Source organism: Clostridium thermobutyricum, assembly GCF_000371465.1.
In the GTDB taxonomy this organism is placed as follows: domain Bacteria; phylum Bacillota; class Clostridia; order Clostridiales; family Clostridiaceae; genus Clostridium; species Clostridium thermobutyricum.
The window spans coordinates 956,059-980,772 of sequence record NZ_KB850956.1 but is presented as its reverse complement, the minus strand read 5'-3'; the positions used below and the strand labels follow the sequence as shown (position 1 = coordinate 980,772).

General features: G+C 27.4%; 46 protein-coding genes. All 46 read right to left on the bottom strand.

The window, feature by feature from the left end; translation table 11 throughout:
* Positions 1-9: 9 nt before the first annotated feature.
* The 46 genes from HMPREF1092_RS16435 to HMPREF1092_RS04275 all read right to left on the bottom strand — a co-directional run bounded on the left by HMPREF1092_RS16435 (position 10) and on the right by HMPREF1092_RS04275 (position 24,714).
* Complete coding sequence (locus HMPREF1092_RS16435; protein ID WP_002597431.1) at positions 10-1,437, bottom strand: hypothetical protein; 1,428 nt, start codon at positions 1,435-1,437, stop codon at positions 10-12.
* A 10-nt stretch (positions 1,438-1,447) separates the two neighbouring features.
* Positions 1,448-2,578 (bottom strand): siphovirus ReqiPepy6 Gp37-like family protein, encoded by a 1,131-nt coding sequence (locus HMPREF1092_RS04470; RefSeq protein WP_002597430.1) that lies wholly within the window; start codon positions 2,576-2,578, stop codon positions 1,448-1,450.
* Positions 2,566-3,441, bottom strand: a complete 876-nt coding sequence (locus HMPREF1092_RS04465) for a phage distal tail protein (RefSeq protein WP_002597429.1) — start codon at positions 3,439-3,441, stop codon at positions 2,566-2,568. The genes HMPREF1092_RS04470 and HMPREF1092_RS04465 overlap by 13 nt, the downstream gene beginning before the upstream one ends.
* A gap of 9 nt (positions 3,442-3,450) precedes the next feature.
* Positions 3,451-6,060: a hypothetical protein gene (locus HMPREF1092_RS04460; RefSeq protein WP_002597428.1), complete on the bottom strand. Its 2,610-nt coding sequence runs from the start codon at positions 6,058-6,060 to the stop codon at positions 3,451-3,453.
* 35 nt (positions 6,061-6,095) lie between these two features.
* Complete coding sequence (locus tag HMPREF1092_RS04455) at positions 6,096-6,371, bottom strand: hypothetical protein (protein WP_002597427.1); 276 nt, start codon at positions 6,369-6,371, stop codon at positions 6,096-6,098.
* Positions 6,372-6,394: 23 nt separating this feature from the next.
* On the bottom strand, positions 6,395-6,685 hold the full coding sequence (locus tag HMPREF1092_RS04450; RefSeq protein ID WP_002597426.1) for a hypothetical protein: 291 nt from the start codon (positions 6,683-6,685) through the stop codon (positions 6,395-6,397).
* A gap of 15 nt (positions 6,686-6,700) precedes the next feature.
* The gene (locus tag HMPREF1092_RS04445; RefSeq protein WP_002597425.1) at positions 6,701-7,324 is read right to left on the bottom strand and encodes a hypothetical protein; all 624 of its coding nucleotides are present in this window, start codon (positions 7,322-7,324) and stop codon (positions 6,701-6,703) included.
* Positions 7,325-7,336: 12 nt separating this feature from the next.
* Positions 7,337-7,714: a hypothetical protein gene (locus HMPREF1092_RS04440; RefSeq protein ID WP_002597424.1), complete on the bottom strand. Its 378-nt coding sequence runs from the start codon at positions 7,712-7,714 to the stop codon at positions 7,337-7,339.
* Complete coding sequence (locus HMPREF1092_RS04435; RefSeq protein ID WP_002597423.1) at positions 7,715-8,131, bottom strand: hypothetical protein; 417 nt, start codon at positions 8,129-8,131, stop codon at positions 7,715-7,717. It abuts the gene before it with no gap.
* A gap of 1 nt (position 8,132) precedes the next feature.
* Entirely contained in the window at positions 8,133-8,453 is a 321-nt protein-coding gene (locus tag HMPREF1092_RS04430; RefSeq protein ID WP_002597422.1) for a hypothetical protein, read from the bottom strand.
* The gene (locus HMPREF1092_RS04425) at positions 8,447-8,734 is read right to left on the bottom strand and encodes a phage head-tail connector protein (protein ID WP_002597421.1); all 288 of its coding nucleotides are present in this window, start codon (positions 8,732-8,734) and stop codon (positions 8,447-8,449) included. The genes HMPREF1092_RS04430 and HMPREF1092_RS04425 overlap by 7 nt, the downstream gene beginning before the upstream one ends.
* Positions 8,734-9,630, bottom strand: coding sequence for a major capsid protein (locus tag HMPREF1092_RS04420; protein ID WP_002597420.1), 897 nt, complete (start codon positions 9,628-9,630; stop codon positions 8,734-8,736). The genes HMPREF1092_RS04425 and HMPREF1092_RS04420 overlap by 1 nt, the downstream gene beginning before the upstream one ends.
* 2 nt (positions 9,631-9,632) lie before the next feature.
* Positions 9,633-10,190 (bottom strand): phage scaffolding protein, encoded by a 558-nt coding sequence (locus tag HMPREF1092_RS04415; RefSeq protein WP_002597419.1) that lies wholly within the window; start codon positions 10,188-10,190, stop codon positions 9,633-9,635.
* Between the two features lie 10 nt (positions 10,191-10,200).
* Positions 10,201-10,929: a minor capsid protein gene (locus HMPREF1092_RS04410; RefSeq protein ID WP_002597418.1), complete on the bottom strand. Its 729-nt coding sequence runs from the start codon at positions 10,927-10,929 to the stop codon at positions 10,201-10,203.
* Entirely contained in the window at positions 10,929-12,422 is a 1,494-nt protein-coding gene (locus HMPREF1092_RS04405; RefSeq protein WP_002597417.1) for a phage portal protein, read from the bottom strand. Before HMPREF1092_RS04405 ends, HMPREF1092_RS04410 begins: the two co-directional genes overlap by 1 nt.
* Before the next feature lie 11 nt (positions 12,423-12,433).
* Positions 12,434-13,651 (bottom strand): PBSX family phage terminase large subunit, encoded by a 1,218-nt coding sequence (locus HMPREF1092_RS04400; protein WP_002597416.1) that lies wholly within the window; start codon positions 13,649-13,651, stop codon positions 12,434-12,436.
* The gene (locus tag HMPREF1092_RS04395; protein WP_002597415.1) at positions 13,641-14,117 is read right to left on the bottom strand and encodes a hypothetical protein; all 477 of its coding nucleotides are present in this window, start codon (positions 14,115-14,117) and stop codon (positions 13,641-13,643) included. Before HMPREF1092_RS04395 ends, HMPREF1092_RS04400 begins: the two co-directional genes overlap by 11 nt.
* A gap of 149 nt (positions 14,118-14,266) precedes the next feature.
* Positions 14,267-14,608 (bottom strand): hypothetical protein, encoded by a 342-nt coding sequence (locus HMPREF1092_RS04390; protein ID WP_002597414.1) that lies wholly within the window; start codon positions 14,606-14,608, stop codon positions 14,267-14,269.
* A gap of 195 nt (positions 14,609-14,803) precedes the next feature.
* The gene (locus HMPREF1092_RS04385; protein WP_002597413.1) at positions 14,804-15,319 is read right to left on the bottom strand and encodes a hypothetical protein; all 516 of its coding nucleotides are present in this window, start codon (positions 15,317-15,319) and stop codon (positions 14,804-14,806) included.
* Positions 15,319-15,618 (bottom strand): MazG nucleotide pyrophosphohydrolase domain-containing protein, encoded by a 300-nt coding sequence (locus HMPREF1092_RS04380; RefSeq protein ID WP_002597412.1) that lies wholly within the window; start codon positions 15,616-15,618, stop codon positions 15,319-15,321. Before HMPREF1092_RS04380 ends, HMPREF1092_RS04385 begins: the two co-directional genes overlap by 1 nt.
* A gap of 16 nt (positions 15,619-15,634) precedes the next feature.
* Positions 15,635-15,787: a hypothetical protein gene (locus HMPREF1092_RS17135; protein ID WP_002597411.1), complete on the bottom strand. Its 153-nt coding sequence runs from the start codon at positions 15,785-15,787 to the stop codon at positions 15,635-15,637.
* A complete protein-coding gene (locus HMPREF1092_RS04375) occupies positions 15,762-15,956 on the bottom strand; it encodes a hypothetical protein (protein ID WP_207637622.1) in 195 nt (64 codons plus the stop codon). Before HMPREF1092_RS04375 ends, HMPREF1092_RS17135 begins: the two co-directional genes overlap by 26 nt.
* Positions 15,957-15,990: 34 nt before the next feature.
* A complete protein-coding gene (locus HMPREF1092_RS04370; RefSeq protein ID WP_002597409.1) occupies positions 15,991-16,179 on the bottom strand; it encodes a hypothetical protein in 189 nt (62 codons plus the stop codon).
* A 38-nt stretch (positions 16,180-16,217) separates the two neighbouring features.
* Positions 16,218-16,424 carry a hypothetical protein gene (locus HMPREF1092_RS04365; RefSeq protein WP_002597408.1) on the bottom strand — a complete coding sequence of 69 codons (207 nt, stop codon included), beginning with the start codon at positions 16,422-16,424 and terminating at the stop codon, positions 16,218-16,220.
* Between the two features lie 37 nt (positions 16,425-16,461).
* Entirely contained in the window at positions 16,462-16,659 is a 198-nt protein-coding gene (locus HMPREF1092_RS04360) for a hypothetical protein (protein ID WP_040413612.1), read from the bottom strand.
* Positions 16,660-16,681: 22 nt separating this feature from the next.
* Positions 16,682-16,894 (bottom strand): hypothetical protein, encoded by a 213-nt coding sequence (locus HMPREF1092_RS04355; protein WP_002597406.1) that lies wholly within the window; start codon positions 16,892-16,894, stop codon positions 16,682-16,684.
* Between the two features lie 22 nt (positions 16,895-16,916).
* Positions 16,917-17,123 carry a hypothetical protein gene (locus HMPREF1092_RS04350; protein ID WP_002597405.1) on the bottom strand — a complete coding sequence of 69 codons (207 nt, stop codon included), beginning with the start codon at positions 17,121-17,123 and terminating at the stop codon, positions 16,917-16,919.
* Positions 17,124-17,126: 3 nt separating this feature from the next.
* Positions 17,127-17,309 carry a hypothetical protein gene (locus tag HMPREF1092_RS04345; RefSeq protein ID WP_002597404.1) on the bottom strand — a complete coding sequence of 61 codons (183 nt, stop codon included), beginning with the start codon at positions 17,307-17,309 and terminating at the stop codon, positions 17,127-17,129.
* Positions 17,310-17,329: 20 nt separating this feature from the next.
* Positions 17,330-17,548 (bottom strand): hypothetical protein, encoded by a 219-nt coding sequence (locus tag HMPREF1092_RS04340; protein WP_002597403.1) that lies wholly within the window; start codon positions 17,546-17,548, stop codon positions 17,330-17,332.
* 81 nt (positions 17,549-17,629) lie between these two features.
* Positions 17,630-17,932: a hypothetical protein gene (locus HMPREF1092_RS04335; protein WP_002597402.1), complete on the bottom strand. Its 303-nt coding sequence runs from the start codon at positions 17,930-17,932 to the stop codon at positions 17,630-17,632.
* A gap of 22 nt (positions 17,933-17,954) precedes the next feature.
* A complete protein-coding gene (locus HMPREF1092_RS04330; RefSeq protein ID WP_002597401.1) occupies positions 17,955-18,647 on the bottom strand; it encodes a hypothetical protein in 693 nt (230 codons plus the stop codon).
* A gap of 1 nt (position 18,648) precedes the next feature.
* The gene (locus HMPREF1092_RS17130) at positions 18,649-18,813 is read right to left on the bottom strand and encodes a hypothetical protein (protein ID WP_002597400.1); all 165 of its coding nucleotides are present in this window, start codon (positions 18,811-18,813) and stop codon (positions 18,649-18,651) included.
* A gap of 30 nt (positions 18,814-18,843) precedes the next feature.
* Positions 18,844-19,140: a DUF4406 domain-containing protein gene (locus tag HMPREF1092_RS04325; protein ID WP_002597399.1), complete on the bottom strand. Its 297-nt coding sequence runs from the start codon at positions 19,138-19,140 to the stop codon at positions 18,844-18,846.
* Between the two features lies 1 nt (position 19,141).
* Positions 19,142-19,402 carry a hypothetical protein gene (locus HMPREF1092_RS04320; RefSeq protein ID WP_002597398.1) on the bottom strand — a complete coding sequence of 87 codons (261 nt, stop codon included), beginning with the start codon at positions 19,400-19,402 and terminating at the stop codon, positions 19,142-19,144.
* Between the two features lie 5 nt (positions 19,403-19,407).
* Positions 19,408-19,620 carry a hypothetical protein gene (locus HMPREF1092_RS04315; protein ID WP_002597397.1) on the bottom strand — a complete coding sequence of 71 codons (213 nt, stop codon included), beginning with the start codon at positions 19,618-19,620 and terminating at the stop codon, positions 19,408-19,410.
* Between the two features lie 41 nt (positions 19,621-19,661).
* Positions 19,662-19,847: a hypothetical protein gene (locus HMPREF1092_RS04310; RefSeq protein WP_002597396.1), complete on the bottom strand. Its 186-nt coding sequence runs from the start codon at positions 19,845-19,847 to the stop codon at positions 19,662-19,664.
* A 13-nt stretch (positions 19,848-19,860) separates the two neighbouring features.
* Positions 19,861-20,211 (bottom strand): hypothetical protein, encoded by a 351-nt coding sequence (locus HMPREF1092_RS04305; protein ID WP_002597395.1) that lies wholly within the window; start codon positions 20,209-20,211, stop codon positions 19,861-19,863.
* A gap of 79 nt (positions 20,212-20,290) precedes the next feature.
* Positions 20,291-21,079 (bottom strand): hypothetical protein, encoded by a 789-nt coding sequence (locus tag HMPREF1092_RS04300; protein ID WP_002597394.1) that lies wholly within the window; start codon positions 21,077-21,079, stop codon positions 20,291-20,293.
* 11 nt (positions 21,080-21,090) lie between these two features.
* The gene (locus HMPREF1092_RS04295) at positions 21,091-21,648 is read right to left on the bottom strand and encodes a DUF1351 domain-containing protein (RefSeq protein ID WP_002597393.1); all 558 of its coding nucleotides are present in this window, start codon (positions 21,646-21,648) and stop codon (positions 21,091-21,093) included.
* Positions 21,629-22,300 (bottom strand): ERF family protein, encoded by a 672-nt coding sequence (locus tag HMPREF1092_RS04290; protein ID WP_002597392.1) that lies wholly within the window; start codon positions 22,298-22,300, stop codon positions 21,629-21,631. The genes HMPREF1092_RS04295 and HMPREF1092_RS04290 overlap by 20 nt, the downstream gene beginning before the upstream one ends.
* 3 nt (positions 22,301-22,303) lie before the next feature.
* Entirely contained in the window at positions 22,304-22,474 is a 171-nt protein-coding gene (locus HMPREF1092_RS17125) for a hypothetical protein (protein WP_002597391.1), read from the bottom strand.
* A gap of 129 nt (positions 22,475-22,603) precedes the next feature.
* Positions 22,604-22,777: a hypothetical protein gene (locus HMPREF1092_RS17120; protein ID WP_002597389.1), complete on the bottom strand. Its 174-nt coding sequence runs from the start codon at positions 22,775-22,777 to the stop codon at positions 22,604-22,606.
* Between the two features lie 85 nt (positions 22,778-22,862).
* A complete protein-coding gene (locus HMPREF1092_RS04285) occupies positions 22,863-23,081 on the bottom strand; it encodes a hypothetical protein (protein ID WP_002597388.1) in 219 nt (72 codons plus the stop codon).
* Between the two features lie 151 nt (positions 23,082-23,232).
* On the bottom strand, positions 23,233-23,670 hold the full coding sequence (locus HMPREF1092_RS04280; RefSeq protein WP_002597387.1) for a hypothetical protein: 438 nt from the start codon (positions 23,668-23,670) through the stop codon (positions 23,233-23,235).
* A 14-nt stretch (positions 23,671-23,684) separates the two neighbouring features.
* Entirely contained in the window at positions 23,685-23,849 is a 165-nt protein-coding gene (locus HMPREF1092_RS17115) for a hypothetical protein (protein ID WP_002597386.1), read from the bottom strand.
* 10 nt (positions 23,850-23,859) lie between these two features.
* The gene (locus HMPREF1092_RS04275) at positions 23,860-24,714 is read right to left on the bottom strand and encodes an ORF6C domain-containing protein (RefSeq protein WP_002597385.1); all 855 of its coding nucleotides are present in this window, start codon (positions 24,712-24,714) and stop codon (positions 23,860-23,862) included.

Below are 24,714 nucleotides of genomic sequence, written 5' to 3'. Positions count from 1 at the left end.
ATTATCCTCCTATCCATATATTAGAGCGTACTCTGTATATGTTTGATTAGCGTTAAGATATGCATTATTTCCGTTTAGTACTATAACATTTTGTCCACATCCAACCACAAAGTTCTTTTGATATGTTACTGTCATTGCATTAGCATTTGGGAATCCTTCTACATTTAAATAAATAGGATTTTTATTAGTCCAAGTACAATTACTATCTAATGTTATACTTGCTTTTATAATTCCACACGTTAAATTATTAGTGGTAGTACTTAATAGCCCAGCATTTAAAGCCCAGTACTCTAAATTTATAGTTCCTGTAACATTATCCTGTACATGTACATTACTAACATTCAAGGTACTTGCATTAACAATAGGATTACCATTATTGAATAATCCATCATTTATGTTAACTTTTCCTGTTAAAGTTGGATTTTCGTATTCACCACCAGTTACTATTGCCTTATTAACTATACTTCCACTCAAAGTTGAATCTGATATTCCACATGAGTTAATTCCTGTATCTTCGACACAGGCATTCTTATAAGTTCCACCAGTTACTGTTGCCTTATTAGTAATAGTTCCTATGAATGTAGGATTTTCAAAAGTTTCATTTGAAGTAGTTGCCATTACACTCCATGAACTCCATCCAGAATCTACAGCATATCTCATTGTTACTATTCCTGAAGTATCATATACAATTTGCCAAATCCAGTTGTTTAGGTTATTATATGATATTTGTCCCTGTGCAACACTTCCAACAATAACTACTACTACTCCATAAGCACAATTTGGTGGAATATGTTTAGTGTTCATACTAGTTGCATATGAATAATATCCAGCTTCTAAAACTGTATCAAAATCTGATATAAATTTTCCTGTTATCGCTGTCTGATTTCCCATATAATATCCATTTAATATCGGAGCTAAATAATTTAAATTATTATTTGCTGGAACTAGTATATTCAAAAATCCACATACTTCTTTATTCTCTCTAGTATCTGTTATAGCTCCACAATTAGTTGCCCCTGCTGATATATATACTGTAGCTAACTGTAATTGATATATACTATCTGTACGAATTAAAGTCGGTGGTTGTGGATTAGGCTCTGCTGTTCCATCAAGAGTTGTACAAATAATATTTCTATTATTTAGATTCAACTCTAAAATAATGCTAGTAATTCTATCATAAGTAGAGTTAGCTTGATTAATTTGTACTGTTAAAGGAGTTGTATTTTCATATCTATATCCATTTATAAAAGCTACCCCAGAATTAACAATTACATTCATTCCAGAACTAGATTCAACTTGTAAATTGGTAGTTGGTGTACAACTAACTCCATTTCCTACAAAAGTAGCAAAATAAGCAGCCCAATCCTCTGCATTGTATGTTCTATCATAAGTACCATTTGCCGTTTTTTCTGCATTAAAAAAGCTAGATTGTTCCATAATATCCTCCTTATTTTATTCGATTCAACTTTTCAACTAGCGTTGGTAATGATTTACCTAATTGAAATGACACGCTATAACCTTTATTGCTCCATGTTTCTACTGCTTGAGTTATTTGTAAATCTTCATTTATTCCCCACTCATTTGATATACATGTTATAGTATCACCTAAGTTAAAGTCAGTCCTAAATTGAATCTCGCTGTCAATATTAAGGTTAGCACTGAAACATTTATATAAATCTTTATTTTTGATATAAATTTCGCCTGAATTTTGAAATACAGTTTTATAATCTGTTGTTGTTATTCCTTGTAAATCTGCTTGATATTCAGATGTAACTCCTTGTAAGTCAGCACTTAGACTTTGTTCATATCTATTTATTCCATTTGCTGAGCTAGGATCAACTATTACTAATTCTTGTGTATCACTCGTTCCTACTTCCCCATATACATAAGCTACATTTACATAATCTTTAGTACTATGTGTAAATTCCTCGCTCATAATATTATTTAATTCAGTAGAAAAAATAATTGGATAATCTGCATTTAATGTTTTATCTTGTCCAATATATAGCTCTATGTTAAATTCTCTTGTTTTTAAATTTAAAGTTATACTTATTCCTAGCTCCGCAACTGTTAAAATACTTGTAACTTCATCTAATAAATTGCTATAAAGTTGAGAGTTTGAATAAGTTACTAAAGTATTTATTAAAGTATTATCTATGTAATTTAAATTATTTATTTTTCTAGCTTCTATAGTATTTATTAATTCATTAAAAATAAGGGCTTTAATTATAGTTTCAGCATTTATATTTGTAACATTATATAATTTAGTAACAACTCTACGTGCTAATAAACTTACTAAATTTCTACCTTGTATTTGTAAGCTATATGTACCATCCGAACTTAAGTTTATATTTTGATATTCTATAATAAATACATTTGCTTTATATTCATTTTCACGATTTAAGATAATATAATTATCTACTTTTAATATTTGAGCTAACTCTGGAGTTAAGACTACATTTAAACTAAATGTACTGCTAGTAGTTAAATTATTAGTTATTTGCAAATTTTCTATTTCATCTATTACACCTATAAGCTCAAAGTCAGTATTGTAAACACCTATTGTTAATTCAACCATTTAGACACCCCCCAGTAAGATTGATAAAACTCAACTTGAATATTTAGCATTAATTCTGAATTATTTTCTGTTTTATATGTAAATGTATTTTCTCCTGGTTGTATAGTTAACCACTTTGAATTTAAAAACTTAAAAATTTTCCATTTACTTTCTCCATTTAACGTTACAGATTTTTTATTAAAATCAGTTATTATAATTAACTCATCAGCTGGCTGTAAAGTAACATCTAAATTCATTTCTTCATGAGTGGATAAATTAATGATACTTGGATTTGTAACCTCTGCTAAGCAAGTTAATGTAAATTTTGCACCTAATTTTATGTTTGAAGGATTAAAAAAGCTAGTATATAAATTTCTAGTTTTATGCCCAAATATCATTCCTGTATCTTCTGGAATACTAATTGGGAATATAAGCCCATCTACCCAAGGAGAAAAATCAATAAGTGTGGGGTAGATATCTCTCCACACGGTATTTGGTGCTAAAAATGTAATACTAAACTTTATAAACTGATCGTTATTATTATCCCATGTAGCACCCCACTGAACTGTTTGGAGTGCTTTAACTTCAATTTGAAATGAGTTATTAACTATAATTGTTAGGGTTTGAAGTGGATTAATTAAATTCATTAATTTATGTTGCTTATTTAATAAATCAGCTTTAGATTCACCTATAATATAGCCCATTAAATCTATTTCCCTACTAGATACAGAACTAGCAGTTAAATATTCTCCTATTTCTTTTATAGTTTTACTAGTATTATGAGTAACTTTAGTATTATCTGCTTGAAAATTATTTAAAACATAACTCTTATCATCAAATGTAATAGTTGCATTTGTAACAGTATTAATTATTTGTAATTTCATATGTACCTCCTAAAATCCATTGGCTAATTGATTTAATGTTCTTCTAACTGATGAAGCGATTTCATAAGGATCAGAACTACTAGTATTTACAGTTATATTAGTATTACCTCCTACTCCTACACCATTTCTATATTGATTTGCTTCACTTTCTGTCAGAACCATCTCGCCTTTATGTAATGTTGCATTATATCCATCCCATGGGACATAATTTAATCCAGTAGCATGAGAACCATCAATACTTGATATAATATGATGTGCTTCTGAATCTGCTGAACTTGCTAAATTACTTAATGCATTTCCTATCCAACTTGTAACATCTCCCCAAGCTCCTTCTATTCCACTTAATAACGAATTAATAATATTACTTCCAGCCTGTTCTAACTCACCACCAATATTATTTACATCATTAGGTAAATCTTTTACTACATTACTCCACCATGATTCTAAACCTCCCCATTTTTGATGTGCTTCTGAATCTAAATTATCTAATTCTCTTCCTGTTGCATTTACAGCAGCATCCCATCCACTATGTATGTGCATAGCAACTCTATTCATATAATTCCCAATACTATTTTCTATAGAATTAAAATGTGTTTCTGCACTACGTTCAATATTATTAACATTTGCTTCCGTATCATTGTATGATTGATTCCATTGGCTTCTTATCCAATCTCCTGCTCTATCCATGGAGTTACTTATAGAATTACACATTGAACTAAAAGTTACAGTAGTTGTGCTATTCATATTACTACTTGTTGATGTAACATTATTTCTCATATCTGCAAATTTGCCTACTACATGACTTGTAGTATTATTTACTGAAGAATTAATCCCTTTATTCATACCTCTAAAAGTTTGAGTAGTATTTGAACTCATAGAATTACTTTTGTTAGTTACATCATGTGCCATTTCTCCCCATTTATTAGAAACATTATTTTTAGTACTATTTACATCACTATTAATATTTTTCCCCATAGTTTTAAAATTTTCAGATGTCTTATTAGTACTTTCATAAGAAGTTTTAAGCATATATCGTGATAATCCACCTAACTTTTCTTTTCCATTTTTAGATGCTTCATTAATTGGTACAGTAATTCCTTTATTTAATCTCATGAAGTTCTTTTTTGTTTCTTCAGTACTTTTTTTAGATTCATCAGCTAAATGATGGCACCATAAAACAAATCCAGATATTCCTGCTATAGCCAGTACAATTGGATTATCTGCTAAAAATAAAAGTGCTCCACTCAATACATCTACTACTGAACTAACTCCTCCAATAGCTAATGCTAAAGGTGGTAATACAGCAGCTCCTATTATTGCATCTTTTACTAAATCCTTAGAATGTGGAGATAAATGACTAAACCAATTATTTAATTTTTCGATAATATGAGTTAACCCAATTATTTCTGGAGTTAAAGTACTTCCTAAATTTTCTGCTAACTCTGTAAAACTTCCTTTTGCTCTTTCAGTTGCACCATATTGAGAATTTAAATTTTTATTTAATGGACCTAAAGACTTATTTAATTTATCTTGAACTACTTTAGTTTCAATTACTGCTTGTTGATAAGGAGTTAAATTCTTAAATGCTTTATGATATTGGGAATTTAAAGCAGCTTGATTTAATTCAGTATTACTTAAACTAATACCCATTGATTTTAAAGCATAATCTTGTCCTCCTAACATACCTGTTAAAGCTTGTGTAGCATCTTGTAAACTAATAGCTCCACCTGTACCTAAATTCATGTTTTGAGCTAATCTTGTTAACTCCATACTTAATTCTGCTGATTGAACTTTATTTGCACCTAACGCGTTAACTGATAATCCAAAGGTATCTGTAAGTGATAAAGCTGCTCCATTAGACATATCTAATCCTTTTAATGCATTGTTTGAAAAATCTAGTACAGTAGTATTTGCTTTACCAAATTCATTCTTTGCTAAATTTATACTTGCTCCAAATTTTGCACTAGCTTCACTAGCTTTTACTAATCCCATAACAACTGGTACAGTAAACATCATCGTTCCCTGCATTCCAAAGTGCCTTAACTTTTTACCTACTCCACTAACTATTCCACCAAATTGTTTAAATCTATTGCTACTTTCATCAGTGCCTTCTGAAACTTCAAACATACTTTCTTCAGCAGTAGTTCGTAACTCTTCTAATTTTGCTAGGGCAGCTGCTATTCCAGTTAATTCTACATGTCCAACATCAGGACTATCCTTAAATGCATCTAATTGTTCTTTTAATTCATCGATAGCTAATATTGCACTTGTTAATCCATCTATCCTTAAATCAAAATCTACATTTTCATCTTTTAATGCATCTATACTTTCTCTTACACTATTAATTTGAGTTAAAACTAAACTTATACTATCTGAATTAATTTCTGGGCTAACATCCATATCATTTAATGTGTCTAAATCACTTGTAACATCACTTAATTGTGATTGTATTTCATCTATTCCATCTAAATTAAAATTTAAACTTATATCATCAAATAATTCTTTTAAACTCTCAACCCTGTTTTCTACTTCTTCAATTCCTTCATTAAAATTATCTAAATCTATTACTATAGAACCTCGTAATGGTGCTAGTTCAACACTTGGATTTTCTCCACTCATACTTAAACCTCCTTATAAAAAAAGTATCAATCAAGCTAAGCTTTAATTGATACTTCATTAATTTTGTCATAATCAGCTTCTGATTGTTGCAAAGTATATAAATCTTTTAAAAATTCTCTTCCTTCTTCTGTTTGTTGTTGTTGATATATCCATGCATCTCTTCTATAAAGGCAATACAATGCGTGTGGTAACTTTTTTATTTCTATCATATTTAATCCTGTATAATTTGATATCATTTTTATTTCATGTGTATAAATATTAAAATGCTTAGTATTACTTTTAAAATATTTTTCTATTATTAACTTCCCCACTTCTCCATCTGGAATGGGGATTTTTAGTTTTTTTCAATTCCTGTTATTTCACTAGTAATAAACATCATTAACGCTCTTAACTGTTTAAATGTAAACTCATTATTTATATTTTCTTCTGTAAACACTTTACCTTCTCTATTTTTATTTAAAAATTCAATAACAAGTTTTTGTATTTTCTCTATATCCTTATCTTGTGCTGTCATAGATGCAATAAATCTATTAGCATATTCATTACTTATAGCTTCTACATGTAAAACTTCACCTTTTAAGTGTATTTCTATATCTTCTAAATATTTATCTAAATCTAATAACATTTAATGTCCTTCTTTCTAATTACTTGATGAACTATTTGAACCTGTTTGAGCTAGTGATTCACGTATTTCTGCTAAGAAATTTTCAAAATACTGTATAGCATTTAATTCTGCGTTTACAGTAGTAGGTTTATCTCCAAATGCTAAGTCAAATCCATTTCCACCTTGGCCTACCATTGTGAATCTTATTTTTTGTCCATCTGATTTCTTTGTATGTACAAAACGTATTAAAAATATATTTAATGCACCACTTCCTGTAAACACGCTTCTTACATCTGTATTGGTTTTTATATATTGTGCATTTGAGAAGTTTGTTAAGTTCTTTACATTCCAGTTTAATATTCCTGTTTTAACTGTAAAATCTTCTCTAGTTATAAATGTTCTTACTAGTTGATCATATTGGTTATATACTTTTGTAGCCTTAGGTTTATAATTTATCTTAAATCCACCACTACACCATCCAACATTATTACTTGGAACTTCTATAGTGTCATCATCTGGTATAGATGTTAAATTAGCTATAGGTACAAAATATAATGCTCCTCCACCTATGACTATTTCATCCTCATTAACATCTGCTAATGATTGTCCATATGTTTGACCATTAGGTAATGTTCCTGTACTTCCTACTCCTGTTGTCATATGTATTCCTCCTTAAATCTTTATCCATTTAACTATGTAATTTAAATTTATTTGATATACTTTTAAATCATCTCTATAAAGTGGAGAACTTCCTCCAGATAACATAATATTAAATTTATATCCATTTAATTCTTTATATTGAGTATTAAGTTTATCTATTAATATCTCATTCAATAGACTTTTAACATTTAAAATAAAGTCATAATCATTCCAAATTATATTTATTGAAAATTGAGATTGATTAACTATTCCACTCTTTAAATCTCTATACTCATATTCCAATGCACACTGTTTTAAATCTGTTGCAAATATAGGAAATATTCTATTTTCTCCTATTAAATTTATTAATTCTTCATTATTATTAAGTAATTTATATAAAGTTGTTTCCATCTAAACACCTTCTCCCAGTTCTTCTGGAATAGTACTTATTTTATTTACTAAGCTATCCCACAAGAATTGTTTTGGTCTTTGTCCTCTAGTTAAGTGCCAACCTTCCCACTTTTCTGTAGTACCTTTCCACCACCAAGGTGTTTGCCTACCATCACCATTTAAAGCAAATATGCCTGTTCCTTGATGAACATATACACTGTAAAATTCCATAAATCCAATAAATGAAGTAATTTTATTTTCCTCTTCTTTCACAAAATAACCACTATTCTCTCGCATAGTTCCTATATCTATAGGACTTCTATTTTTAGCATCTTCTAAAGTATCTGAACTAATACTAATCATATTCTCTTTTAGAGTTTCTCTTACATGTTCTTTATAATTATTTAATGATTTTATAAAATCCTCTGTATCTAACATTTTAAAATTCCTCTAATTTTTCTAACTCAATATTATTCCAAAGACTAGGTATTACATTTTTAACTAAGTAACATTCTGTTTTATCTATTGATATTAATCTTGTTGTATCAGCTATTAAAAGATTACTTTTAGTTAATCCCTTATATGTTTCTACAATTCTTCTTACTTTATCAATAACTAAACTCTGTCTTGATTTAACAATAGATATATTAATAGTTGCCACATCTATCCAATCATTAATTGTCGCTCCTGTCTCTTTGCTTCTTCCTTTAGAATATTCTTGTAAAATAAAAGTCTTAAAATTTCTAACTGGTACTACCATGATATTCTCCTATACTTTGCTATAGCTCTTTTTGTATCCTCTGGTATATCTGTCCCAAAATTTAATGTTATTCCACTATTGGAAGTAGAACTTAAACCTTCATTACCAAATTTATTTAAATATATTAATGCTAAATCTATAACTATAAAATTTGCTTCATCTGGTATTAAATCAAGATTAGTAGTAGATAAGAAATAACTTTGAGCTTTCATTACATAATAATTTAAAAGGGATGGATTCACATCTGGAATTATCCCTTTTAAAGTTTCTAATATATCCATTAATCAACTACATTAGGTTGGATTTCTGTATTATATGTAACTTGTGCTGATACAATGTTATTTGGTCTTAAAACTCCATATCCTGCTAATACTTGCCCTCTTACTGCTTGTCCTCTTGATTGTTCAAGTTTTTCAAAGAACTCAACATTATCAAATTGAGTACCATATCCATATCCATCTCTTTGAATAGCAAATACTCCTTTTGCTCCACCTTTCAAAGTTGGAATATCATCAGTGACTAATATAGTAAATCCTCCTATTTTTCTTCCCTCTACTATTCCATTTTCTAAAACAGTAGGATCATATTGAAAACGAGGGTCCATTGTTAGCATACCTAAATAATCATTATCTATTACTGCATATCTACCTCTTTTAGGAACTTTGTTTTTATTTAGCATAGTTCCCATATTGACTAAAGTATCATACGCATTAAGTCCACTAACCTCTATAGCTCCCATTGTTTGCCCAGCACTTGCAAAAATATCAGCATAAACATCTTGTGAAATTGCTTCATCTAATCCATCTGCTGCTTCTTGCATTTCTCCATTTAATAAGTCTAAATTAGTTTGAAATAATTCTATATTGCTACATTTAATTGCCCAATCATATGTTTTATCCATTTCAATTGATAATGTAGTAGGCTTCACTGATTGATAAATAACATCTGTTTCATCATCTGATGTAGTTCCTTTATTAATATTTACTGGTGAAGCTAATGAATATATAAGTTTATCTCCATGTATTACTGGTGCTTTTTTAGTTATTAACGGTACTACTGACTTTTCATAATAATTATGCATTAAAGAGCCAGTCCATATTGTAGGATTAATTCCTATTGGTGCTCCATTAGATGGATTTCCTGTTCCATTTGGTGTTCCTGTTGTTATATCTGCCATATCTATTTTCTCCTTTGCTCCATAATTTTAGTCCAATTCTTTGCAATATCTTCTGCTGACATATTATTTACATCCAATTGAGTTGGACTTTTGGTCTTTTGTTGTGGCATAGCTCCTTTTAAGTTTGCTTGTGCCATATCTGAATATTTTTCTTTAATAGTATTTAAAGCTTCATCTAAACCATTAAATTTACCATCTTCATATTTAATTGATGATTTATCAATTGCTGATTTTAATAGTTCTGGATGAGCATAGTTCCCTTGTAAAAGCCTTTTTTCAATTTCAAAATCAAGTCTATCGTTTATATTTCTATTCTTTGATTGCTCAATTTCTACATCTTTTTGAGAAATTTTCTGTTCTAATTCATTAACTTTTTCTTTTATAGTGTCATAATCTTTAAACCCTTTTAATTTTTCTTTATAATCTGATTCTATTTGAGATTTAACACTTTCTAAGTCTGTAATAGTTTTATCAAATGATGCTTTCTTTTCATTCCATGCTCCAATTAAAGCATTTTCTGTAGTTTCATCTAATCCTAATTTTTTAATAAAATCTATCATGATATTCCTCCTAAAATAATTTATAAGGTAAAAGTAAGCATCTACAATTAGGATGATCTGGATATTGTGGAATTACATTTATAGGATAAACTCTCATATCTCTAGCCCCACATATAATACATGTTCTTTCATCCATACAAGTTATCCATTGTACATATCCAATATTATTTTTTATCATACATTTAATAGAAGCTTGTCCCATTGTATGTATTGTTTCAGTCCTAACTAATCTTTCAATCATATATCTATAATCACCTATGATTTTTTGAGCTTGTAAAAACTTTTCCTCTATATCTAAAGATTCATCTAAAAGTAAATCATGTAACTTATTTTCAATTATTTTAGTATTATGTGCTTGTCTATCTTTAAAATTCTTATCTCCTACCCACACCTTATTTATGTCCTCATAAATTTCTTTTAAACTTGGTAATGGTGTATTAGATTCAATATTTTTTAAAGTAGATTCCCATGTTTTAATATATGTATCTTTTAAATGCTCCTCTATATACTTCTGTATTTTAATACTATCTGCTATAAGTTCATTCCTAAATTTTTGATATACTTTTTGTTCTTCATGTGCCGTTAATTTTATTTCTCTTGATTTATAATTTCCTAGTGATAAATAATACTTACAAGTTTTTAAAAGATAAAAATATAATAAAATCCAATATTTATTATGTTGCTCTTGCTGATTATAGACACCCCATAAATTCACCATTTGTTGTTTTTGAGAAATCATTATTTAAATTCTCCTAAATGACTTATTGGAACATTATCAAAATGAGAATTATAAATTTTCTTCTGGTCCTTATCAAATTCTTTTTGTTCTTCATCTGCATCTTTAACAAAAGGATGATTTTCAAATAAAGTTTTATTTGATACGATACCATGTGAATTTCTTATATTTTGAATTTGCTCTGATATATTTTGAGGTGTATTTCTTTGATATTGAATTTCTGCAAATCCTTGTTTTTTAATTTGATTTTTTTCCACTAAATAAATATTTATAAATTCTTGTAGCATATCAAATCCTTGCGTAAATTCTGTTTCAAATCCATTTGCTTTTATATCTAATCCAGAATAAAGTAATTGAAGTGCTACTCCTGAAGGTGGAATACTTAACTCTAAATTTAAGTTAACTCCTTGTACAAGCTCTATAATATTTTTTCTTAAAGTATTTGTATGTTCTATTGATGCAGTTGCATCTATTGGATTAGACAACATATCAACATCTGAACCACTTCCATCAATATTCTCTGTCTTAATCATTCCATATAATTTTAAATTTTGTAGTATCTCTTCTATGTCTGAACCTTGTGCATTTTTTAATACTAAAATAAAGTTTCTAAGTTGCTCTAAAGAGTTTCCTAAATCACTTCTAGTTAAATCATAATTATCTATTAAGTTCTTTATGTATCTTATATCTCCATATGAATCTATATTATTTTTAAAGGGTATAAACGGAACTATTCCCCAAGCTTTACGTACTCCATTATTTATAAAGTGTGGCAACTCCTGTCCATCATATGCTCCATCAATCTCTGTTAATAAATCATCATCTATCTGATCCGTATATGGCGATAAACTATTTCCTTGAATTTTATATTTTGTTACTCCTGTTTTACTCCAATATTCAATAACTTCTATTTCTTCAAAAGATTGTCCATTTATTACTGTAGTAGTGTATACTCTTATTGCTCCATCTAATTCTGTTTTCATATCGTCAGCCCATATTGGTATAACTTGATTAGCTGGAATAATAGTAAATTTAAACTGTCCTTGCGAATCTAAATATGGGTGTAGCCATGATATACCATTGTTACTTGCCTTAATTCCTAAAAGCTTTAATTTATAGTTAAATTTATTATCTTTTAAAATCTTTTCTAATAGTTCTAAATAATTTTCATCATCAGATGTTATTTTAGGTGGTTTACTTAAACTATAGTCAACCTTTTGGTCAACTAAACATTTAGCAAACGAATGATTTAAATGATTATTTGGTTGTTCTGTATCTATAACTTTTTTCCCATTTTGAATTGAATACATTTGTCTATATAAAATATCATTTTCATTTTTATAATATCTATCACCTATCTCAAACCAAGCAAAGTCAGTAGAAGAAATAAATTCATCATATAAAGTCAATAAAGTATTTTCAGTAAAAAATGTTTCATTACTCATTCTATTCGCTCCTTTCTTAAATAAATTTTTTATAGCTTTTAATATTCCCATCTAAACACCTCCTAGAATCCGAATATCTTTTGATTTAATATGTAATAGCTATATAGTGCATACCTTAAACTATCCATACAGTCATCATTGATTTTAATCGGTTCTCCTGTCTTATCATTCCAAACATATAAATTAAATTCCTTAATTGTTTCTTTGCAATCCTCACAAATAAATAACCTATTAACTTTCAATAATTTTGCTACAACTTCAATACCTGCAAGAACTTTTTTATTAGCATTAAATGCTTTAAGTCCTTCACGCTGAAATCTTGCAACATGCTCTGGTCTAGCACTATCACAATAAAATCTAATATTTCCAAACTCTTTTTTATAATGTCTTTTAATTTCTTTAGCTCTCTCAACCCACCAGTCAATTTCTTTATGTTGTGATACTATTTCTTTTAGTAAAAAAAAATTATTATTTTTATCTCTTCCTAATACAGTTATAGAGCCTTTATGTTCATATCCCCAGTCAACTCCACACCATATATCTTCCAGCTCTAAATCTTGTATTTTTTCTCTTTTTATAATATGTACATTTTGCCTAAAGCTAGAATATATAACACCTTCTGGACTAACCCAAAGACCTTTTATATCCCTATCATAAAATACCCCTTGTGGTGTAGCTGCTTTAATAGATTCTTTGTATTCTTCACTTATTTTGGTATTATCATCTAAAGTAAAATGAAATGCTTTTATATTTAGTTTTCCACTTTTTAACCTTTGCCCATCCTTATCTATGTAATCAGTTTTAACATAATGCATTGGATTCTCTGGATTGGTATCCATATATACTACTGCTCCCTCTTCTGAACACCTTGAAATACACTCTTTTACAAAAGTTTCATCTAATGCAGTAGCTTCGTTTAAAAATGCTCCTTGTGCTGTAAATCCTCTTGCAGTTTCCCAAGAGTTAGACTTACTACCACCAAGCACATAAATGTTATTACCAAACAAATTAAAGCTGTTATATTTAGATAATTTAATTTCTATCCCTAACCACTTTTGCCAATCTTCAAGTATATTACGCCATATAGTTGAATACGTAACTCCTCCAAGAATAAAGTTTTTATTATCATTTTCATGCTTAGCAATAAATCCTAAAAAAGCTAAACTTAGTACATGAGTTTTACCAGCTCTTTTTGCTCCATAAGTAACAAGTATCTTAGGCATATCATTTTTTATACAGTCCAATACCTCTTGTTGCTTTGTAGTAAATTTACTCATCATAAATTACCTTTCTTAAAAGCTGGGCATTTTCTTTTTGTAAATTATCATTATCTTTTTGTAGTTTTGATTTAGAAATTTCTAATTTTTCTTTTTCAATTTCTATTTTCTTGTTATCAATAATAGATAATCCTAAAATAGCTGTCATTTGCTCTATTCCTTTTGTAAGTCCTAATACATTACTTTGTTTTATTCCAAACTTCTGTATATCTGCTTTAGATTCTTCTATCAAATACTTTAAATCTTCTGTAGCTTGCACTCTTGTATATATAGCTTTATCCTGTGCTTTAGATAATGCTTTTTTATATTCTATTTGAATTTTTTCACTATTAAATAATTTTGAAGCTTTGACCTTAATAGTATCTGGCTTCAATTTAGAGCTATATACTTCTTTATAAGCTTCAAATTGTGTCTTACCTTCAAGAATAAGATTAAGAAATTTTGATTGTTTAACCGTTAAATTTCTCATAATTTATCCTCCTTTTATTTGATAGCTTAATTTTAAATATAAAAAAAAGAACTGATTCCGATTTATTTAGCTTGTTTTTACTAAATAAATTAAATCAATTCTTACGGGCGTATGTAAGTTATCCATTTTTTATTTTTAATATGTATTATTTAATGAAGTCCTCTCCCTGTATCTAAATCCTCTAACTTTTTAATAGCACTATTATATTGAGCTCTTAACAATGAATAACTAGTATATAAATCCTGTGCTAATCTATATGAACTTTTAAATTGATAATCTAAGTCCATATATCTTTTATGTATTATTTCTCTCTCATTTTCTTTTAATATTAATAATCCGTTCTTTACTTTCTGTTGATAATAATTAAGTTCATTGATTTCTTTATTAATTTTTCTAACTCTCTCTTTGTCATAACTAAAAACATTCCTTTCTTGCTTTAATGTTTTTATTCTTACACTTCTTATCTTATATTTTTCTAAATCTTCAACCACAATAATTCCTCCTTAATATAACAAAAAGGATTTATTTCTAAACCCTTAATGTTAATACTTCTATCTAGTTTTATTACAAGTGATATAAATTAAGATTTGCTTTATTTGTAATCCTATCGCTAATCATTTCTTAATTTAATTATATATTTAAATAAATATATAAACAATTCATTATATTCTATAATTTATATATTATTATCCCACCTTTACAATTTTTCTAGAAAATTTATTGGATAAGTCATCATATAGCTTTTTAGATATTATCTTTTTCTTTAGAAAAATTCTAAGATATTTTTTAATAGTATCATATGAAAGTTTAGTTTTAGTCATAGCCTCAGTTAAATTTTTAGATGATTTTAATTGATTTATAAAATATTCTTGAAGGAATTTTTTATCCCAATCATATCTAATCAACTCTACATATCCTTTTTTATATCTATGTTGATAAATTTGGTGTGGTGTTCGATTAAACTTAATTGCTAACTCTTCATCTGTAGCACCAGCATAATATAAATATCTTAATTCTTTATCTTCTTCTTTAGTCCAGTGTTTTATAGATTTAATGTTATATCCTAATGTTTTCTTTTTTGCTGATATATAACTCTCTGGTCTTGCTAAGTATTTTGCTATCATTTTATTACTACACCCTTCTTTAATCATTCTATCTAAAGTAATTGTATCTGCTTCAGTCCATGTTTTAGTATTAATCATTATTCATTCTCCATTCTTTGGTCTAATCTTCTAAGTTTATATTTCATCATATTGGTTATTAAATCGTCTCTATTAAAATCTAATAAGAAGCATATTTGCTTTACCATTATACACACATCTGCTAATTCCTCTATAACATTGTTTCTAGCTTTTGCAATTTCATCAGGTGTACTTGCTCTCTTATATTTACTAATTGCTTGTATAAGCTCTGCAAGCTCTTCCTGTGCGATATCCAATTGTTTTTCTCCATATTTATCTACCGCTTTTTGTATTATTTTTATCATTTGTTCGTTAGTCATTTTTATTTCTCCTTTTTTATAAAAATCTTTTAACTTTATCAAAGCTTTTAGTTATAAAACTCTTCATTTCATCAACCTTTTTTCTTTTATCATCATAAAAATGTACTCTATATACATTCCCATATTTACAAACTATAAATTTATCAGTTGTATTTACTATCTCTTTCATTTGTTTTTCCTTCTATTTCATCAAAAAATTTTATTAATTTTCTTCCATTTTCTTTTGATTTTTCTGTAGGTTTCATCTGTATTTCTTCTAAAATTTCAGCTACTATTTTTACTTCTTCTTTTCTCATTTCATAAGCTTTTAAGATCTTTTTACATTTTTTCTTTTTCATTATTTTACCTTCGCATTTTATTTGGATTGTGTATTTACTCATTTATTATTTTTCCAAATTTTCTTGCTAATTTACTATCAATATCAAATAAATACTCCCCACTTAGTCCTAAAACAACTATATTATTTAAAGTATTACATTTAGCTCCTTTTTTATATTCTCTAGTTTCTGTAATATAGTCCTTAGTAAAAATAAATCTTGTCCCATAATCTAAAAATTTCATTCCGATCTCCTCCATTCGCATTTTATTTGAATTGTGATTTATTCATCTTGTAAATTCATAGCCCTTTTTAATTCTTTTAATTCTTCTTTTGTAAATTGTATACTTTCTTCACATTCTACGATTTTAACTCTATCTTTTCCGTATTTTTGATGTAACCTTACAACATTGTTCATTAATACAAATTGACTACCACAACCCATTCTTAGTTTTCCATCAACATAAACTTTAAAAATCTTTCCTTTCAACTCCTCACCTCATTTCGCATTTTCAAAGGATTGTTAATTAATCATAGTTTTTTCTATCATTTAATACATTTACTAAAAAAATTAATCTATCTGCATCTCTCATTGTTTTTTCATAAGCTTCTTTTGACATAGCTTCTTTACATTCCAACGCTTCCGAAGTTAAGCTTACTGAATGATTTAACATACTTCTTTTTATTAATTCTCTATCTTCTTTTCTTAAATTTTCAAATTTCATTTTTCTATCTCCTTTACATATTTTAAAAAGATTGTGCATTAAGTTCCATTAATTCTTTTTTGGTTTTCTTTATAATTGCTATTCTTTTTTCTGCATACTTTAAATCATCTAACAATTCATTTTCTCTATATTCTTCATCTTCAAGAGCAATAGGTATAATATCATCTAAATGTGTTATTAAGACATCTACTCTAGCTATATATTGATTTATTTTTTCTAACTTTTCTTTATTCATTTTTAATTCTCCCTTCGCATTTTCAAACTATTGTATTTTCACAGCGCTCAATCTTTTCCTGATTATTCACTACTTTATTTATTATTTCTTCCGAGCATTTTTGACATATCTCAAACTTAACTATACCTTGCTTTTTTTCTATAATTAGCTTACTCATGTTTTGCATAATTCCCTTTTTAGCTACTTGTTGCTCTCCACAATAATCACAATATTTCTTATATATATCCATTTATTATTCTCCCTTAATTTCTATAGATTTTAGTTGCATTATTTTAATTAAACACGCTCCCTCTATTTCTTCAACTTTATCATCTTCACCATTTTCAATAGCTATAACTGCTTTATCAAGTAAGTCTGCCATTTCTCTAAATATTTTGCTTTGTTGTTTTAATTCTCTAACTTCTATATTGCTCATTCCTAACGCTCCTTTTACTTTTATAATGTTTCATCATATATTGGAACACTATTTTTCTCTACTAGACTTAATGTTTTATTACTATCATGAGTAGAAATTACAGTTGGAGCAACTTTTTCTAAAACTGCTATACTTCCGTTCTTATAAATTCTAACTATAATTCCAACCTTGCAATTGTTAATATTGCTAACTTTATCTCCTATATTGAACCTTTCTATTTCAAATCTTTCCATCTCCATAATTTTTAAATCTCCTTATCATTTGAATATCATATGAGAATACTTGAATATAAAGTATCCTCATATTAAGTTTTATTTATACTAATCTTCAACCAAACTAATTGTACTAATTTTTTTATTAAACTTAGAATTTACTTCTTTTATACTTTTATTTATATCCTCTATAGCTTTTAATGCTTCTTCTTTACTAGAAGCAACACTAAATTTTATTTTAGTACCATTCTTTTTAGCTTTATCTATCTTTTTAATATAGCCACTATGTCTTTCCAATTCCTTAATTCTTAATGCAATCAATGCTCTATAATAAATATCTGGTTTAGTATCTAATAATTCTTTTGTTAATTTTGAATATCTTGCTCCATATTCTATACATACACAATCCATTTAATTCATCTCCTTTATAACTTTAATAATCTTCACCTAGATAAGTATTATAATCATCTGGATCCATTCCTTTATCTAAAATTACTTTTGCTCCACTTGAATATATTTTAAATATCATTTCATTTAATCCAAATAAAGTACCTATTTTTGCATTTTTAGTAATATCAATACTTCCTAACTGAGTAGAATATATCCTCCCCTCTTTATCTATGCTTATTTCATAATCACATGAATATTTGCTTTTATCAGATTCTAAATCTAAATATATATGCTTATATCCATATGCTGTTTCATCTATAATTAATGTTAAATAATCATCTTCTGAATACTCATATTTTTCTTTATAATCATCCTCTTTTAATTGTTCTATTATTTCTGACAATGTATATTCTTCTTTTACATCTATAAGCATTTTATCTATGCACTCATTCAATTTATTTATTCCTTGAATTTCAATCATTTCTTTTACTTTTTTATTTACAGCTTGTACTACTAATGCGTTATATTGAGGAATATTTAAATCATCTAAATTTATATTTAAATTTTCTTTTATATGATTTTTAATACCATCTCTTACTGGACCACTATAACTAAATACATCTGAAATAACATTTTCTAAGCATTTCTTTAAATTATCTTCTATTGTCTTTTCTACAAAACCTCCCTTTTCTATTTCTACCATCTTTTCATTTATAATTTTATTTAAATCTATCATTTTAATTCAGCTCCTCTATTCTTTTTCTTACGTTTTCAATATTTTTAGTAACAAGACCTTTCATATTATCACTAATTGTATATTTATCATTAAATACATGTAATCTATGAATTGATCCATACTGATACCAGATATATTTATCAGTCTTTTGTATTAGTTTTTTCATATTCATTCTCCAAACATTATTTTCGGTTTATTAATATATACATTGTATTCCGTAACCTACTGCACATTGATGTTCTATTCGGCAACCTCTAGCATTTTGCCAACCTGATGCAAAATAAGCTATATCTGCATCTGCTAAAAAATCAATTGATTTGGCAAGATAATTTAAAGGTTTTGGATTACCTTTAAAATCATCAAAGAATGTATCTAATACCTCAACATCTTCTCTTAATATTGCCTTAGCTTTTTTAATTGCCATTTCTCTTTCCTCTAATATTTCTTTATCAGTTTTGCCTCTCATAGGTTGTGATATAAATAACTTTTTCATTTTATTTTTCCTCCTTTAAACAATCAATTATCTCTTGTAATTTATTTAGAATAGTTTCTACATCATCATTAGTTTTAACTGTTCTTTCTCCAATAAATTTATAAGCTTCTTCTAAGTGATTGAAATATCCAATCGGCTTATTGTATTCCTTACCGATATTTTCTTCTTTAGTAGCCGTTTCCGCATTCACAATGCACTTTTCACAAACAACATATTGTCTAGTATCTGATTCTATAATAAATTTTCCTATTGTAGCTTTCATAATTTCTATTCCTCCTTCTCCTCTAATAAAATACTAATTCTAAAAAATATAATTGGTAAATATATTGATAACGTGAAACTAATCATAACTTCAATAAATGTTATAATATCATGTACAGTAGCCATGGAAGTTATATAAAAGAATATAGTTGGTGGGATAATAACTGACCAAAACATCCCTATCACAGCAAAATCACATTTTTTAATTACTCGATTCATTTTAATTCCTCCTACCATTTTGTTGACATCAGCAAAATGGTTTATTTCCAATCTTGTCCTTTCAGTGTTACATAATTGACTTTTTCATCACAATTTTTATTATTTAAATAAAATTTATCCTCTACGATATATAAAACGCCTTGTTCAGTAGTACAAAACTTAGCATCTGTATTAACGATTTGAACTAATTTCGCACATCCTTTACATCCCTTATTGTTTTTAATCATTTTATTTATCCTCCTAATTTTTCACATTATTTTCTTTCATAAAGTTCAATATATCATCAGTAATTTCTTGAGCTTTTTCATAATCTTTTTCTAGCAACCTAGTAACTTGATTAAGATTAAACGTCATTCTTATAACAGTAGATATAGCAGCTATTATTTTATATTTTTCATAAGCATTTTGAATAACTGGAATACTATAACTAGCGTCGTCGATTGAAGATTTAATTTTATTCCAACTTTTAAATGGGCTTATATGATGTAATTCATCTCTTAACTCTTTATTCTCTCTTTCTAATTCTTTAATTCTTTCTTCGGCATTAAGCAATAGTTGCTCTTTCCAAGTATCAATATTTAAATTATTCATATTTATTCCTCCTATTTCTTCATACCTTCAATTAAGATATATATTCCTATTATTATGTTAAGTCCTAACCAAAATATAATTACCCCATTTTAACCTCCTCTCGCTCTTCTAATAAGATATTTTTATCTAATAGAGCATTTAGTATCTCTAAGTATTTTTTCTTTATTGTGATCTCTGTAAGCTCATTATGAGGTTTAATAACTATATGTTTATCAGTTTCAGAAATATCACATTGTTTAAACCAAGTTTCAAACCCAACATCACCAACAATATCAAAAATTTTATTTTCTATACTATTTCTGTCCTGTCCGTCCAGCGTAGAGTGTGAAGTCTTTTCTTCTCCTTCTTCCTCATTTTTTTCATTATTATCATTCTTTTCTTTCTTTATCATTCTTGTTTGTTTTCCTCCGTGTTTCTTCTGCGTTTCTTCTGTGTTTCCTGTGTGTTTCTTTTGTGTTTCTTCTGTGTTTCCTCCGTGTTTCTTCTGTGTTTCCTCATTCTCCGCTATCTCTCTGTTTTCAACGTCTAGAACTGTTTCCTTTTCTTGATATTTACTCCAATTTTGAATAGTTATTAAAGTTTTTTTAGTATCACATTCAAAAGAAATCATATTGTCATTTTGAAGAAGTTCTAAAAATTTTTTAACCTTTTTTACACTCCAACCCCAAGACTCTCCTAAAGATCTTAATGATGTAATTCTTTGTCCTTTTTTTACTAATATTAATTCTCCATCTATTAAAACCTTGTTATCTTGGTGATTTACCATAAGCAGAAGGTCATCAAATGCTTGTCCTCTTGCAAATGGTTTATCACTCCATAACCAATGTTCTCTTATTGCTCTATATTGTTTTATCCAACCTTCTGCCATAATATCAATCCTTATTCTTCTATTTCTTTCATTCCAAAATCTTTAAATTTGATATTATTATTTACTAAAAATTCTTTTAATAAATTTAATTTCTCTATATCTCCTGTTATTCTTAAATCAGTTTGATATATATGTGATAATTTTTCTTCTCTTTCTTTAATATTTTTAACTTGTAAGTCAATATATTCTTTTATTTTTTTCATTGACATTGCTGATTTTAGATAATCTAGCTGTATAGTTATTCTATGTTCTATACTTTCATAATTTTCTCTAATATATTTTTGTATCTTGTCCACTTTTTCTTTTTTCTCTTTTTCTTCAATATTAAAAATTAAATTTTCTATTGGTGCTTTTACCTCTTTTACTTTCTCATATATATCTATATACTTATCTTTTATTTTCTTTATTTCTGCTTGTTCTAGTACTTTTACAGATTTATTTAATTTATTAAGCTTTGCTCTCTCATTTTTTAAATCTTGTTTATCCCCTGTTGGCACTATTCCTTTATATTTATTAAGTTCATCTAATAAGTCTCTTATATTATTTTCTCTAACAATTAATTGTTCCATTATTCATTCCTCCAAATGGTAGTTGTTCCACTTTACTTATTTCAGTATTATTAAATTTTATTTCTTCCTTCTTCTTTGTAAGCATTTGAATAGCTCTATAATAATTTTTATATTGAAGCTCTCCAACTTCTTTTATTTTGAAATAGCTATAAAATTTTTCTCTATCTGTTCCAGTTGTATTTATTAATTTATTAATTTTTTCTATATCATCCAATGAAATTAACTGATTAGCTTCATCATTTGCCTCTTGCTCTTGCTTACTAATCTCACTTAAATCTCCCTCTGCTATTTCAAAAGCTGTTAAATATAATATTTTTTTAGCTGATGTATATGTCCCTTGAATGTTTTGCATTTCATTACAACCTTTTAACTGTAATTTCTCTACTTTAGTAGTCCAATCTTTTTTCTTATTTTCATCATCTGCATCTATTATTGTTAATGTTGCAATATTTGTTTCCCAATCTATTTGAAACTCTGTAAATAAATCATATTCATCACATAATCTTATTACATTAGGTAAAAAATCTTCTAGTTCCCAATAATGATACTTTGAATAAGAATTATATCCTGTCTTTTTCAAATTTAATTCTGTTAATTTTAATCTTACTTTTTGAGTCCTCTTTAAAAATGATAATTTTTCTTTAGTTTCCATCTTCTAATCCTCCACACTAAAATCATCTATACATTCTTCACATATAATAGTTCCAAATACATCCCAATATTTTTGATGTTCATATATATCATTTCCACAATTCTTGCATCTATCTATAACTTTAGCTGCTGGAAATTCATATCTATAACTATACATACTATCTGCTAACTCCATATCCATTCATCTCCTTAATATAATTAATAGCTTGTACTATTGTTAATTCTGTATTTTCTACAGCTTCTACTACAGTATCTATAAATTCGAGTACATTCATTTGACATTCCTCCTTAGAATTGATAGAATTTAAATAGATATTTTATCAAATGGCTTATTAGAGGTACTGTGTTTCTTCCCTATATGAACTGGTATCTCTAATTTTTTTTGTACTAAAATATATTTATAATCGTCATCTTTTAAGTTCTTTTCCATTCTATTTATTAGTTTTTCTATTTTATTTTTATAAGATAAGTTATTCATATCTTTTCCTCCTTTTCTTTTATTAATATTTATTATGTTATGTTAATTCTTAAGTAAGGATAATTTTATCCTTACACTTGTCCAACTAATCAAAACAATAGTGATACTTATGAACTTTAGGAGCATATTCTCCTTTATCAGGCCATTTAACATCCTTCCAAGGATTCTCAACATATGAATCCTCTGCTATTTGATTAGATGCTTTAAGCATTAGAGTAAGTTGTGTAATAGAATATTCAATAGCTTGTGCATTTTCTTCAGCCGTATTATTTGGCTCAATTATTGTTACATCTGCTTCCATCATAATGATTACTCCTTTGATATTTTTCCTCTGTTATTATTATTTTTTCAATTATGTATTTATGAATACATAATGCATAAATACATAATTGATAATCCTATAATTACTATGGTCCAACCTATTAAAAATAATTTCCAAGGTTCCAATCTATTGTTCAATTTTTAAAATACTCCTGTGATATTTTTTTATCTGATTCTATTTTTAAAAGCCTGTCTACGATAGGACATAAGGTTGTAATATAATTATTATCATCAAGGAGATAATTCTCTATGTTATTCTCTACAGTTTCAACATACTTATTAAATAGTTTCAATAATCCTTCTTCTACTTGCTCTGTAGTAGTCTTTTCTTTTACTAGATTATTAGATACTTCATTAATTAGATTTCCATTAACATCAAATTTTTTAATATTGTTCTCTATATTTGGGTGAAAATAATCCTCTTCTAACTTATCTAGCATTTCTTCTGCTCTTTTTATTCTCTCTTTTAATACGTTAGTCATATATTCACTATCTGATTTAATTCGTGATATGTGGGATCTTTGTGCTGTTATTAACATCTTAAGTTCTTCTAAAAATTCTTTTCTTTCCATTTCTTTTTCCTCCTCTAACATCTTGTTTTTAAAATTTTATCTTCCAATTTATCATATAGAATCATTCCTTCTGCATTCCAACCTGCAAATAAAAATCTTTTCTTTACTCCATTTATTCCTAGAGCTTTACTTACAAGTTCTGCTTCTTTTCTCTTTAATCTTCTTGCTCTCTTTTTCATCTGTTACCTCCTAATTAGCTTTTTCAAATTCTATTTGATTATTAGCTATTTCTACTTGCTCTTTTAAATGTGTTGGTAAAACATAATCTATAATTACTTGTCTTGCTTTTTCTAAATCTTTTCTTTTAATTGCACCTATTTCAGATACTCCAAATTCTCTATGAACTTGTCCATATAAATCCGCCCAACCTTTACGATTTAATTTTTTATATGCAGGTGATTTTTTCCCACCAAGTACTGCGGTCATTTTTGAATTAGCTAATTTTGATAATGCTTTAGAGTCTACGGTAAACAAAGGTAACTCACCAAATTTGTCATCTACTTTTTTATCTAATTTCTCAACTTTATTTTTAGCTTCTAATGCTCTATGATTAACTTCATTTAATTGCTTTTTAACTTTTAGTTGTTCTTGAAGTTGATATATTAATAATTCTTCTGTTGTCTTAAAATTATTAGCTTGTCCACTTTTTTCTTTAGCTCTTAGAGTAAAATATCCGTCAACTAACTTATCGTACTGCTCCCAAGCAACATCATCCTCTAAAATTTTAAGAAGTTTTGCATATCCTCTTTCTGATAGTAAGTAAATATTCTTACTTGCATTCATTGAATTTTGTGTATAAATTCCGCTGTCGATCAAATCGACCGCGAACTCTGTTCCTTTTAAGTCAATAATGTCTACATTATCATTAAATCTTTTTCTATTCTTGTTAATAGCTTCATTAATATGCTTAAATTCTTTTTTGTGAATATTAGCAATTTCTTTTACTAACATTGCTTTCTTTCCTTCTCCAAATCCTCCTTCTATATCATGGAACTTCATTCCATCTATATTTTTCATTCCTTTTAAAACTAAATTATTTTCCAT